This window comes from Mesorhizobium sp. CO1-1-7 (assembly GCF_020164885.1).
Taxonomy (GTDB): Bacteria; Pseudomonadota; Alphaproteobacteria; order Rhizobiales; family Rhizobiaceae; genus Mesorhizobium; species Mesorhizobium australicum.
In genome coordinates this window covers 152,857-165,183 of sequence record NZ_JAIUHA010000012.1, presented here as the reverse complement: position 1 = coordinate 165,183, position 12,327 = coordinate 152,857, and the positions used below count along the sequence as shown (strand labels likewise).

The 12,327-nt window shown below is 64.0% G+C and carries 15 protein-coding genes; 8 read left to right on the top strand and 7 right to left on the bottom strand.

The genetic code is table 11. The annotated features are described in order from the left end of the window. Positions 1-28 precede the first annotated feature (28 nt). Positions 29-790 (bottom strand): GGDEF domain-containing protein, encoded by a 762-nt coding sequence (locus LB516_RS25230; protein ID WP_015314424.1) that lies wholly within the window; start codon positions 788-790, stop codon positions 29-31. Positions 791-953: 163 nt separating this feature from the next. Between LB516_RS25230 and LB516_RS25225 the strand changes: the two genes are divergently transcribed. Next, positions 954-1,658: a pyrimidine 5'-nucleotidase gene (locus LB516_RS25225; RefSeq protein WP_224720558.1), complete on the top strand. Its 705-nt coding sequence runs from the start codon at positions 954-956 to the stop codon at positions 1,656-1,658. 108 nt (positions 1,659-1,766) lie between these two features. Here the strand turns inward: LB516_RS25225 and LB516_RS25220 are convergent, their stop codons facing one another. Beyond that, positions 1,767-2,615 (bottom strand): LOG family protein, encoded by an 849-nt coding sequence (locus LB516_RS25220; RefSeq protein ID WP_015314426.1) that lies wholly within the window; start codon positions 2,613-2,615, stop codon positions 1,767-1,769. A gap of 142 nt (positions 2,616-2,757) precedes the next feature. On the opposite strand from LB516_RS25220, the gene dapD reads away from it, so the two are divergent. The 4 genes from dapD to LB516_RS25200 all read left to right on the top strand — a co-directional run bounded on the left by dapD (position 2,758) and on the right by LB516_RS25200 (position 5,267). Beyond that, the gene (dapD, locus tag LB516_RS25215) at positions 2,758-3,612 is read left to right on the top strand and encodes a 2,3,4,5-tetrahydropyridine-2,6-dicarboxylate N-succinyltransferase (protein ID WP_015314427.1); all 855 of its coding nucleotides are present in this window, start codon (positions 2,758-2,760) and stop codon (positions 3,610-3,612) included. Positions 3,613-3,683: 71 nt separating this feature from the next. Beyond that, positions 3,684-4,046: a DUF805 domain-containing protein gene (locus LB516_RS25210; protein ID WP_224720557.1), complete on the top strand. Its 363-nt coding sequence runs from the start codon at positions 3,684-3,686 to the stop codon at positions 4,044-4,046. After that, a complete protein-coding gene (locus LB516_RS25205) occupies positions 4,039-4,422 on the top strand; it encodes a DUF805 domain-containing protein (protein ID WP_027143826.1) in 384 nt (127 codons plus the stop codon). The genes LB516_RS25210 and LB516_RS25205 overlap by 8 nt, the downstream gene beginning before the upstream one ends. A gap of 68 nt (positions 4,423-4,490) precedes the next feature. Next, entirely contained in the window at positions 4,491-5,267 is a 777-nt protein-coding gene (locus LB516_RS25200) for a hypothetical protein (RefSeq protein ID WP_140711705.1), read from the top strand. Here the strand turns inward: LB516_RS25200 and LB516_RS25195 are convergent. Then, positions 5,167-6,210 carry a 2-dehydropantoate 2-reductase gene (locus tag LB516_RS25195; protein ID WP_015314431.1) on the bottom strand — a complete coding sequence of 348 codons (1,044 nt, stop codon included), beginning with the start codon at positions 6,208-6,210 and terminating at the stop codon, positions 5,167-5,169. The genes LB516_RS25200 and LB516_RS25195 overlap by 101 nt on opposite strands. Positions 6,211-6,335: 125 nt before the next feature. Here LB516_RS25195 and dapE point away from each other — a divergent pair, with 125 nt between their 5' ends. Both dapE and LB516_RS25185 read left to right on the top strand, forming a co-directional pair. Beyond that, positions 6,336-7,529 (top strand): succinyl-diaminopimelate desuccinylase, encoded by a 1,194-nt coding sequence (gene dapE, locus LB516_RS25190; RefSeq protein WP_015314432.1) that lies wholly within the window; start codon positions 6,336-6,338, stop codon positions 7,527-7,529. 5 nt (positions 7,530-7,534) lie between these two features. Further along, positions 7,535-8,167, top strand: coding sequence for a transporter (locus tag LB516_RS25185; RefSeq protein ID WP_140615228.1), 633 nt, complete (start codon positions 7,535-7,537; stop codon positions 8,165-8,167). Between the two features lie 32 nt (positions 8,168-8,199). Here the strand turns inward: LB516_RS25185 and truA are convergent, their stop codons facing one another. From truA to def, 4 genes are read right to left on the bottom strand one after another with little or no spacing between them, the layout of a single operon-like run. Beyond that, the gene (gene truA, locus LB516_RS25180; protein ID WP_224720556.1) at positions 8,200-8,952 is read right to left on the bottom strand and encodes a tRNA pseudouridine(38-40) synthase TruA; all 753 of its coding nucleotides are present in this window, start codon (positions 8,950-8,952) and stop codon (positions 8,200-8,202) included. A 23-nt stretch (positions 8,953-8,975) separates the two neighbouring features. Continuing rightward, on the bottom strand, positions 8,976-9,482 hold the full coding sequence (locus tag LB516_RS25175; RefSeq protein WP_015314435.1) for a GNAT family N-acetyltransferase: 507 nt from the start codon (positions 9,480-9,482) through the stop codon (positions 8,976-8,978). Further along, positions 9,479-10,432 carry a methionyl-tRNA formyltransferase gene (fmt, locus tag LB516_RS25170; protein ID WP_224720555.1) on the bottom strand — a complete coding sequence of 318 codons (954 nt, stop codon included), beginning with the start codon at positions 10,430-10,432 and terminating at the stop codon, positions 9,479-9,481. Before fmt ends, LB516_RS25175 begins: the two co-directional genes overlap by 4 nt. A 4-nt stretch (positions 10,433-10,436) precedes the next feature. Beyond that, the gene (gene def, locus LB516_RS25165; RefSeq protein WP_015314437.1) at positions 10,437-10,967 is read right to left on the bottom strand and encodes a peptide deformylase; all 531 of its coding nucleotides are present in this window, start codon (positions 10,965-10,967) and stop codon (positions 10,437-10,439) included. A 103-nt stretch (positions 10,968-11,070) separates the two neighbouring features. On the opposite strand from def, the gene LB516_RS25160 reads away from it, so the two are divergent. Beyond that, entirely contained in the window at positions 11,071-12,327 is a 1,257-nt protein-coding gene (locus LB516_RS25160; RefSeq protein ID WP_140789946.1) for a DNA recombination protein RmuC, read from the top strand.

Genomic DNA, 12,327 nt, shown 5'->3' with positions numbered 1-12,327 from the left:
AACCGGCCGGGTGTGCTGGCCAACCCGCTCATGCGGCTTCGGAAATGTCGGTATCGAGGATCGTCAGGTTGCGGCCCGCATGCTTGGCCTGGTAGAGGCGCCGGTCCGCAGCGCGCATCAGGTCCGATACGTTGACATCCTCGCCGCACACGGTGCCGCCGATGCTAACGGTCAACGGAATGGTTCGCTCATCGACGGGTCGGAAGCGGATCAGCTCGACCTCGCGACGGATCCGTTCGGCAACGCGCTTGGCCTCCTGTTCCGTGGCTCCGGTCAGAAACGCGCCGAACTCCTCGCCGCCGATCCGGCCGAGCACGTCGCCGCTGCGCACGCCGCGCTCGATGGCGCTGGCGATCAACAGCAGCGCGTCGTCCCCGGTCAGGTGACCGAAATTGTCATTGATCTTCTTGAAATGATCGGCGTCGATGATCAGCAGCGCGCCGCGGTCGGACTTGCGCCGGGAGCCGTCCAACGCGGCAAAGAAGCTTTCCCGGTTGAGCATGCCGGTCATGTCGTCGCGGCTCGCCTTTTCCGCCAGGCGGCGGTGCGCCGCGGCGAGTTGGGCATGGGCACGGGCCAATTCGCGATGGGCATTTTTCAACCTGTCGCTCTGCCAGAACGTGCCGGCGCATGCCGTCCAGGCAAGGACCAGCGGACAGACCGTCGACGTCAGCCAGATCGTGCGCGTGACCGGGAATCCCATCGCTGGGACTATGATCAATGTCAGCAGGAGCGAGGCAGCGACGGAGGCCAAGGCGATGGCGGCGGATTTGAGAATAATGCTATTCATCGCGGGCTCCCCACAGGACTTGTCTCTGTGCCAGCAAGCCCTGAAGGCCACCTTTCCGGGATGGCTAAAATTTGAATCGTGAGGCCATTTCCGCCACTCTCGACGCGCATAAGTTGTGGATAAAGTCCCTTTCAGAATCCCTGTTTCATGCCATAAGGAGCGCATGACCACGCTTCCCGATCCCGCCCGCTTCGCCCATGTCACCGACTGGGTGTTCGACCTCGACAACACGCTCTACCCGCATCACTCGAATTTGTTCTCCCAGATCGACGTCAAGATGACCGCCTATGTCGGGGAACTGCTGGCGCTGCCGCGCGAGGAGGCGCGCAAGCTGCAGAAGGAGCTCTATCGCGAATACGGCACGACGCTGAACGGGCTGATGACGCGCCACGGCATCGATCCCGACGACTTTCTGGAGAAGGTCCATGACATCGACTATTCGTGGCTGGTGCCCGATCCTGTTCTCGGCACCGCCATCCGCCAGCTTCCCGGCCGCAAATTCATTTTCACCAATGGCGACCGCAGGCATGCCGAGCGCACCGCGCGCCAACTTGGCATCCTCGACCATTTCGACGACATTTTCGATATCGTCGCTGCCGGCCTCAATCCCAAGCCGGCGCGCCAGACCTACGAGAAGTTCGCCGAACTGCACGCCGTCACCGGCCACAATGCGGTGATGTTCGAGGACCTCGCCCGCAACCTGGCCGTGCCGAAGTCGCTGGGCATGACCACGGTTCTCGTGGTGCCGCGCAATTTCGAGCCGACCTTCTCGGAAATCTGGGAACGCGACCCGGCGCAGGAAGACGACGTCGACTACGTCACCGACGATCTCGCGGAATTTTTGACGGGAGTAGTGAGTAGTGAGTAGTGAGTAGTGAGTAGTGAGTAGTGAGTAGTGAGTAGTGAGTAGTGGAGGAGCACACCTTTCGCTCGCTCACTACTGACTAGTCCCTACTCACTAATTCCTACTGCCTACTCACTCACTCCCTAGCTTGTAGAAGCGGCTGATGATGCCCCACGCTTCGTCGGCTGTGTCGACGAAATCGATGATGTCCTGGTCGCCCGGGCTGATCGTGCCCTGCTCGGCGAGGAAGTCGAGGTCGATTGCCCGCTTCCAGAAGGACTTGCCGAACAGGATCACCGGCACGCGCTCCATGCGTCCGGTCTGGATCAGCGTCAGCGTCTCGAAGAACTCGTCCATCGTGCCGAAGCCGCCGGGAAACACCGCCACGGCCTTGGCGCGCATGACGAAGTGCATCTTGCGGATGGCGAAATAGTGGAAGTTGAAACAGAGCTCCGGCGTCACATAGGGGTTCGGCGCCTGCTCGTGCGGCAGCACGATGTTGAGCCCGATCGACGGCGCGCCGACATCATCGGCGCCGCGGTTTCCCGCTTCCATGACGCCCGGACCGCCACCGGTCACCACCACATATTCGCGATAATATGACGTGGCCGACTGCTGCGAGCAGAGGCGGGCGAATTTGCGCGCCTCCTCGTAATATTTGCTGTTTTCCTCAAGGTTCTTCTTCTGCATCTCGTTCTTGGCCGCCCAGGCCTCGCCGCCGGGCTCCGGCAGGCGCGCGCCGCCGAACAGGATCACGGTCGAACGAATGCCGCGCTCGGCGAGGATCATTTCCGGCTTCAGCAGTTCCAGTTGCAGCCTGACGGCGCGCAGCTCGCGCCGGGTCATGAAGTCGGGATCGTTCCAGGCCAGGCGGTAGGTCTCGGCCCGCGTTTGCGGCGTGTCCGGCACGCTTTTCGACCGCTCCAGATCCTCATCCGAGTGCGGCAGCGGCGTCCATCCCGCCTTTTCCATGGGAGTCATCGAATCCACCCGTCCATTCCTTTACTTGCGCCGTCCCATGACGCTGGCGCGATTGACCCCCATTCCACCTTAACATAGGGTCCGCGCGACTTTTAAACAGGTTAAGGCGCAGCCCTTAACAGCTTGGTAATGGAGCAAATTCATGTCGAAGCCCGATCTGGCGAGCCTCGAAAAGACCATCGACAGGGCCTTCGAGGAACGCGACGCCATTTCGACCGCGACCCGCGGCGAGGTGCGCGACGCCATCCAGTCGGCACTCGACCTGCTCGACCGCGGCACCGCCCGCGTCGCCGAGCGGCAGGCCGACGGCAAGTGGCATGTCAACCAGTGGCTGAAGAAGGCGGTGCTGCTCTCCTTCCGGCTCAATCCGATGGAGATCATCAAGGGCGGCCCCGGCGAGGCCGTGTGGTGGGACAAGGTGGCGTCCAAGTTCGACGGCTGGGGCGCCGTCGATTTCGAGAAGGCGGGCTTCCGCGCCGTGCCGTCGTCGATCGTGCGCCGTTCGGCCTATGTCGCGCCGGGCGCGGTTTTGATGCCGTCCTTCGTCAATGTCGGCGCCTATGTCGATAGCGGCACCATGGTCGATACCTGGGCCTCGGTCGGCTCCTGCGCCCAGATCGGCAAGAACGTCCACCTTTCGGGCGGCGTCGGCATCGGCGGCGTGCTGGAGCCGATGCAGGCCGGCCCCACCATCATCGAGGACAATTGCTTCATCGGGGCGCGTTCCGAAGTGGTCGAGGGCTGCATCGTGCGCGAAGGCTCGGTTCTGGGCATGGGCGTCTTCATCGGCCAGTCGACCAAGATCGTCGACCGCGCCACCGGCGAGATCTTCTATGGCGAGGTGCCGCCGAATTCCGTGGTCGTCGCCGGCTCGCTACCGGGCAAGGCATTTCCAAACAACGAGCCGGGCCCAGGTCTCTACTGCGCCGTCATCGTCAAGCGGGTCGACGCCAAGACCCGGTCCAAGACCTCGATCAACGAATTGCTGCGCGATTGATCTTTCCGCCGGGCAGGCGCACCTTCCGCCGGCGCGACAATCGGCCGCGCTGGTTCAACTGGAGGGGTGACATGGACTGGAAATATCTGCTCACAAGCTTTGATGGCCGTATCAACCGGGGCAAGTTCTGGGCTGGCATCGGCGTATTCATCGTTATCGGCATTATTGCTTTCATTCTCGATGCGATCCTCGGCACGCGTGTCACCACGGCCAGCGGTGCCCAGATCGGCATCATCGGCATCCTCTTCGCGCTGGCATCGATCTATTTCGCGATTGCCCTCTATGCCAAACGCTGGCACGACCGCAACAAGTCGGGCTGGTGGACGCTGATCGGCTTCGTACCCGTCATCGGCGGCATCTGGCTGCTGGTCGAACTCGGCATTCTCGAAGGCACCAGGGGTGCCAATCAATATGGATCGGACCCGCTTGCCTGAAAGATCGGATCTCAACTGGCTTTTCTTCAAGACCTCGGGCCGCGTCAGCCGCGCGGCCTATTTTCTCGGCGGGTTGCTCGTCGCCATCATCCAGGCGTTTCCGCTGTACCGCTTCACGCTGGTGCCGGAGGGTTCGGCCGAGAGCAACATGTGGTCGTTCATCTTCTTCATCGCCTTCATCGCCTCGCTGTGGTCGAACATCGCGCTGGCGGTGAAGCGGCTGCACGACCTCGACAAGCCGGGTATCGCCGCGCTGATCCTGTTCGTGCCGGTCGTCTCGATCGTCGCCTTCCTTGTGTTGTGCCTGTTTCCAGGGCAGCCTGGACCCAACCGTTATGGCCGGCGCACCAACGAGCCGGCAGAATCAAAGAAATAGAGCATGACGTCGTCGGAAAACCGCTTCACACTTTTCGGCATCATGCTCTAAGGGCTGATCGGATCGCCATGCGCTACCGCACGCTTGATCCGAAACTGATCATCGAAACCGCCGAGCGGCTGGAAGGGCGTGTGGCCGACCGTTTTCCGGAGGCCGGGTTGCGCGGCGTTGCCGCCGAACTTGTGTCGCTGTCGCGCGATCTGGCCAAGGCCGCCAAGGCCCTGGAAGCGCCTATATGGTGGCTGCGTGGCATCATCGTCGCCTCCGTCATCGCGGGCGCGCTGATCTTCCTGTTCGTCGGCACCATCCTGCCGCTCATTCACATCTCCCAGGCCGACGACGCGGTCCAGTCGGTGCAAGGCATCGAAGCCACGATTAACATGATCATCCTCGCCGTGCTCGGCTTCCTGGCCCTGATCCGCACCGAGGAGCGCATCAAGCGCAAGCAGGTGTTTCGCCAGTTGCACGGCCTCAGATCGCTGATCCATGTCATCGACATGCACCAGTTGACCAAGGATCCGGCGGCGCTGTCGGCCAGCTTCAAGCCGACGGCGCATTCGCCGGCCCGTCTCACCAATGCCGCGGATCTCGCGCGCTATCTCGACTATTGCTCCGAAATGCTGTCGATCACCGGCAAGATCGCGGCGCTGTTCGCGCAATCCGTCAATGACGCCGTCGTCATCGACGGCGTCAACGACATCGAGAACCTGGCGTCCAACCTGTCGCGCAAGATCTGGCAGAAGATCACGTTGATCGACGGCCGGACGGCGGCGCCACAACCTTCTCCGGCACCAGGCTTGGCGAGCCAAGCCGCTCGGCTTCCGCCGCGCGCACCAGCGCGCTGATAAGCTGGACCGTCGGCGCCGGCGTACCGGCTTTTTCAGCGAGCCGCAAAACAGCGCCCTGCAAGTCGTCGATCTCGGTCGACCGGCCACGCTGCAGATCGTCCCACATCGACGAGCGCGCCTCGAGATCGATCGCCAGCATGCGCCGGGCCAGGAGCTTGAACAGCCAGTCGGGCAACCTGAGCACCTTCGGCAGCAGCGTCGGGCGCAGGCCGGCGATCCGCGCCGGCTCGATGCCGGAGGCCTTCATCGCCAGCAAGGCCTCGTCGATCTGGCTGGCCAGGATCAGCCGCCAGCGCCGGTCGGCAAGTTCGGCTACCAGCGGCAGGCCTGACAGCGCCACCAGCGCATTGTTCAGGTTCATCAGAAGCTTCCCCCACAGCACGGCCTTCATATCGCCACGCGTTTCGACAGCCAGGCCTTCGGTGTCGAGAAGATCGGCAAGGCCGGCATTGCCTTCTTCGACCATAACCTTGCCGTCGCTGGCGCGGTGGACGCGCAACGGCAGCTCTCCATCGGCTGATTGCACGACATTGAACGGCACCATGCCAGCCAGCACCGTTCGCGGGCCAAGCACCGCGCGCAGCCTGTCGGCGTTGTCGACGCCGTTCTGCAGGCTCACCACCACGGCATCGGGACGGGCATGGGCCTTGATGAGTGCCGCCATTTCCCGCGTCGCGCCGCTCTTGACGGTGACCAGGATCACATCGGCCCCCGGCAAGGACGCGGCCGGATCGGCGGTGACGACAAGCTCTGCCGGCTTGATCAGGCGATCGCGGCCCTCGAGGTCGCTGACGCGCAATCCGCCCTGCCGGAGCGCTGCCTCGATGCGCGGCCTGGCAAGCAGGACAACCCGCCGCCCGGCGAGCGCCAGGCAGCCGCCGGCATAACAGCCAATGCTGCCGGCGCCGGCGATGACGATCCTCTTTTCGCCGTTTGCCATCTCTTACTCCGCATCAGCCAGAACTATACGACATGAAAACCATAATGTCGGCGGTATCGTCGGCCATTGGCTTGGCCCTATGTCTGGCCGTGACAGGCCATTCGCTTTCGACTATCGCTTTTGCCATGACGCTGCCGACTGACCCCGCCGCAAACCTTGCCTCTCTCATCCGCTGTGCCTCGGTGACACCAGCCGAAGGCGGCGCGCTGAGCGCGCTGGAGGCGATGCTGAAGCCGCTCGGCTTCCTGGTCGATCGGCCGGTGTTCTCCGAAGACGGCACGCCCGACATCGAAAACCTCTATGCACGGCGCTCCGGCAATGGCCCGCATCTGATGTTCGCGGGTCATACCGACGTGGTGCCGGTCGGCGACGAAGCCGCCTGGACGCATCCGCCTTTCGCCGCCGACATCGCCAACGGCGAAATGTATGGCCGCGGCGCGGTCGACATGAAGGGCGGCATTGCCTGCTTCATCGCCGCGGTGGCGCGCCACGTCGAGGCGAATGGTGGCCCGAAGGGCTCGGTCTCGCTGCTGATCACCGGCGACGAGGAAGGGCCTGCCATCAACGGCACGGTCAAGCTGCTCGAATGGGCCGCGTCCAAAGGCGAGAAATGGGACGCCTCGATCGTCGGCGAGCCGACCAATCCGGACACGCTCGGCGACATGATCAAGATCGGCAGGCGCGGCTCGATGTCGGGGAGCATCACCGTCAATGGCCGCCAGGGCCATGCCGCTTATCCGCAGCTTGCCGACAACCCGGTGCGCGGCCTGATGAGCCTGGTGGACGCCTTGCTGCATCCCGTCTTCGACAAGGGAACCAAGGATTTCCAGCCGACCAACCTCGAGGTGACCTCCATCGATGTCGGCAACCCGGCCACCAACGTCATTCCCGCCAAGGCAACCGCCACCTTCAACATCCGCTTCAACGACAGCTGGACGGCCGAGACGGTCCAGGCGGAAATCCACAACCGCCTCGATCAGGCGGCTGGGCGCAAGAAATACCGGCCGGGCAAGAAGACGCCAGTCGACTATGAGCTGGTCTGGCGCGACCGGCCGAGCCACGTCTTCCTGACCCGCGACGACAGGCTGGTCGAGACGCTGAGCGGCTCGGTCAAGGCGGTGGTCGGCAAAAAGCCGGCGCTATCCACCTCCGGCGGCACATCGGATGCGCGCTTCATCAAGGATTATTGCCCGGTGGTCGAATTCGGCCTGGTCGGCAAGACCATGCACATGGTCGACGAGCGCGTGGCCATCGCCGATCTGGAAACGCTGACGCGGATCTACCAGCGCTTCATCGACGACTGGTTCGGACAGGGCTGATCAGCATGCTTTCGGCGGACGAAACCCAAGCTTCGCTGACCGGCGCCTGGCGGCTGATGCTCGGCAAGGCCGACGGCCTGCGCCTGCTCGACCTCACGGCCGACGGCTTCTGGAATTCGTTCTTCGCCATCATCGTCGCGGCACCGGCGCTGATCGTCGGCTGGGTCGGCATCGCCAACGAGATCGGCGATCCCGATGCCTTCGCCGGCCGCTTCAGCATGCTGGTGCGACTGGCGACAGTCGATATCGGCTCCTGGGTACTGCCGCTGGTGGCGCTCGCCTTGGTGGCGCGGCGCGCCGGCATCGGCGGGCGCTTCGTCCACTATGTCGTGGCCAGCAACTGGGCCTCGGCGATCACCGCCTGGCTGATGCTGCCTTCGGCGCTGATCAGGCTTTTCCTGTCCTCGGCAAGCCAGGTCTCGAGCCTTGTGTCGCTGCTGTTATTTTCCCTGTCGATGGTGCTGACCTGGCGCATGACCAACGCGACGATCGGCAGGGGCGCTGCCTTCGGCACCGCCGTTTTCGTCGGCATGTTCGTCGCTTCGCTGCTGGTGCTGTTCGGACTGCAGATGCTGCTTGGCATCTCCGTGCCGGACGATGTCGGGGGCCAGAGCCTTTCCGGGCTTTATCCCGGATAGAACCAGGGGTTCTACCCGGGAGAACCAGGGTTCTACCCGGGATAATCGACGCCAATGAGAAAAAGCCCGTCGGGCGGCGCTACCTGGCCGCAGGCGGCGCGGTCTCGCGCCTCGAGCGCCGCCTTGAGATCGCCCGATGTCCAGCCGCCGTCGCCGACCCGCTTCAGCGAGCCGACCATCGAGCGCACCTGGTTGTGCAGGAAGGATCGTGCCGATGCCCTCACCTCGATCAGATCATCGCCCGCCCGGCTCACATCGAGCCGCTCCAATGTCCTGATCGGGCTGTTGGCCTGGCACTGCGTCGAGCGGAAGGTGGTGAAGTCGTGCCGGCCGAGCAGGAGCTTCGCCGCCTCGTGCATGGCGGCGGCGTCGAGCCGCTTCGGCACCCACCACACCTTACCCTTGTCCAGCGCCGAGGGCGCCCGCCGGTTGAGGATGCGGTAGAGATAGTGCCGGCCGATGGCGGAGAAACGGGCATCGAAATCGTCCGGGACGATCGTGGCCTTCAGGATGACTATGCGCGCGCCGGCCGCCTGCAGGTGTGCATTGACGGCATCGCGCACCTTGTCGTCGGGCCACGCCTTGGCAAGGTCGACATGCGCCACCTGCGCGGTCGCGTGCACGCCGGCATCGGTGCGGCCGGCGGCCCGCAGCCGGATCGCCTCGCCGCAGAATTTCTCGATCGCCTGCTCGATCGCCTGCTGCACCGAAGGCTGGTCGGCCTGATGCTGCCAGCCGGCAAACAGGCTGCCGTCATATTCGATATCGAGGCGAAAACGCGGCATGCCGGTCGGCTATACGCCCCCGCCTAGGCGGCGAGAGCGGTGAAGGCGGAGGCGTAGACCAGCCTGCCGGATTCGGGAGCTTCGCCCCAGGCCAGCGCCTGCAGCGCCTCGCCCTGGTATTCGCTTTCGAACTTTTCTGCGCGGGCGTGGCTATAGCCGAAACGGCCGTAATAGGCCGGATCGCCCAGCACGACGGCCAGTGTCTCGCCGGCGTCCTTGAGCCGAATATGGGCCTCGCGGATCAACGCTCCGCCGATGCCGCTGCCATGGAAGGAAGGCTCCACCGCCAGCGGCGCAAGCGCCACGGCGGCAAAACTCTTACCGCCGCTCTGAACGAACAGCCGCGAAAACAGGATATGGCCGACGGCCTGGCCGTCCTCTTCCGCCACCAGTTCGACGACGGCGTCACCGCCGGTCACCAACGCGTCGACCAGTCCGGCCTCCGTCTGCTGGCCGAAAGCGTGTTCCTCGACGAGGCGGATGGCCTCGCGGTCCCGCGGCGTCGCCGCGCGTATCGACATCATGCTCATGAGAATTTCAGTCCTTTTTCGATCTTGGCTCCGCGCAGGAATTCCGACGCGGCGGCGGGCTTTCCGCCCGCACGTTGAACTTCGACCAGCCTGACCGCGCCTTTTCCGCAGGCGACTGTCAGCCGGTCATCGAGAATTCCTCCCGACTCGCCCAAATCTTCCGAAGGCGACACGCCTTCGGATAGCGTCGAGCGAAGCAGTTTCAGCCGTTCCATACGGCCGCCAATTTCAATCTCGGACCAGGCGCCGGGAAACGGCGACAGGCCACGAATGTGATTGTGAACCTCGGCCGCGGGCCGTGTCCACTCCACGCGCGTCTCAGATTTATCGATTTTCTTGGCGTAAGTCACCCCTTCGGCCGCCTGCGCGGTAAATGCCAGGGTGTTCTGTTCCAGCCGCGCCAACGCTTCCACCATCAGGGCAGCGCCGACACTCATCAACCGATCATGCAGATCGCCGGCTGTCATATCGGGGCCGATGGCGCATTTTTCAACCAGTCCCACCGGGCCGGTATCCAGCCCCGCCTCCATGCGCATCACCATCATGCCGGTCTCGGTATCTCCAGCCATGATGGCGCGCTGGATCGGCGCGGCGCCACGCCAGCGCGGCAAAAGCGATGCGTGGCCGTTGACGCAGCCAAGCCGGGGTGCGTCAAGAATTGCCTTGGGCAACAGCAATCCATAGGCGACGACCACGGCGATATCGCCGCCGAGGTCGGCAAAAGCGGCCTGCTCGGCCTCGCTTTTCAACGATGCCGGCGTTCGCGCCTCGATGCCAAGCCGCCCGGCCTCGCGCTGCACAGGTGACGGCGTCAGTTCCAACCCGCGCCGGCCGGCGGCGCGCGGTGGCTGCGTGTAGACGGCTGAAATCTCGTGGCCAGCCTCGGCGATGGCGCGCAGCGTCGGCACCGAAAACTCCGGCGTGCCCATGAAGATGACGCGAAGGGGCATTGCCCTATCCCACCAGCTTGCCTGGCGCCTTGTCCCTGGCGAGCTTCTTGAACTTCTTCACCACCATGTCGCGCTTCAGCTTCGAGATGTGGTCGATGAACAGCACGCCGTTGAGGTGGTCGATTTCGTGCTGCAGGCAGGTTGCCATCAGCCCCTCGGCCTCGATCTCCTGCAGCTTGCCGTCACGGTCCAGATATTTGACCCTCACCGAAGCCGGGCGCTCGACCTCGGCATAGTAATCAGGGATCGACAGACAGCCTTCCTCGTAGACGGACCGCGCGTCGGCGCTTTCGAGAATTTCCGGGTTGATGAAGACGTGTGGCGCCGGGGTTTCGTCTTCCTTGGCGAGATCGATCACCAGCATGCGCAGAGGCTCGCCGACCTGGATTGCCGCCAACCCGATGCCGGGTGCGTCATACATAGTTGCCAGCATATCGTCGGCCAGTTTGCGTACCGGCGCGTCGACGCGCTCCACCGGCTTGGAGACCTGGCGCAGGATGGGATCGGGAAGAATGATAAGCGGCTTGATCGGCATGGCGTTTCACCTAAGACCTCAATAGAAAGGCGTCAACCGGTGCGCCTGCGCCTCGTTCACGTTTTGATCTGTGCCAGACCGCCGAATCGGCTATGCTGTCCACATGAATGATCTGAGCACCATCCTTTCGGAGCCCGCCGCACGGCTCGGCGCCTCGACTATCACGCTCGGCCACGTCTTGGCCGTCGCCACATTGCTGTTTCTCGGCTTGTTCGTGGCGCTCGTCATCGCGCTGTGGCGCTCGGCCAAGGCGCGCGCGGTCGCCGCAGCGGAAGCCGCCGACCATGCCCGCGACGCCGAGGCGCGGATGGCCGGCATTCTGCAATCCCAGGCCGAGATGCAGGGCCGCATGGGCGCCATCGCCGAAGTGTTCGGCGCCCGCCAAGCCGAATTGACGCAGTCGATCGGCCAGCGGCTCGACGCCATGACCGGCCGCATCGGCCAGACCATGACCGAGCAGACCAAGTCCACGCATGAGAGCCTGGCGAAACTGCAGGAGCGGCTGGCGGTCATCGACACCGCGCAAGGCAACATCCAGTCGCTGGCCGGCCAGGTCGTGCAGCTGCAGGCGATCCTCTCCAACAAGCAGACGCGCGGCGCCTTCGGCCAGTCGCGCATGGAGGCGATCGTCGCCGACGGCCTGCCGCACGGCGCCTACGAATTCCAGGCGACGCTGTCGAACGGCAGCCGGCCGGACTGCCTGGTGAAAATGCCGAACGGCGCGCCGTCGCTTGCCATCGATGCCAAATTTCCCCTGGAAGCGTGGAATGCCATCCGGGCCGCCGATAACGCCGACCTGCAGAAGGTCGCGGCCCAGGCCTTCCGCCGCGATATCGAGGTCCATGTCCGCGACATTTCGGAAAAATACCTGCTGCAGGGCGAAACGCAGGACACCGCCTTCATGTTCGTGCCGTCGGAATCGGTGTTCGCCGAAATCCACGAGAATTTCGAAGCGGTTGTCCAGAAGGCGCACCGTGCCCGCGTCATCATCGTCTCGCCTTCGCTCTTGATGCTGTCGATCCAGGTCATCCAGGCGATCCTCAAGGATGCGCGCATGCGCGAGCAGGCGCATCTGATCCAGGGCGAAGTCATCAGGCTGATGGAAGACGTCCAGCGTGTCGACGAGCGGGTGCGCAAATTGCAGGGCCATTTCGGCCAGTCGGCCAAGGACATCGAAGACATACTCGTCTCGACCTCGAAAGTGACCAAGCGTGGCCAGAAGATCGAGGCGCTGGAATTCGGAGAAGGCGAGCCCGACGCCCCGCGCGGCGGCGCCCCTGCCAAGGTGGAGGCCGCACCGCGCGCTGCCGATTCAAAGACCGGGCAGCTGAGATTGAGGGTCGTCGAAGGCGACGACTGA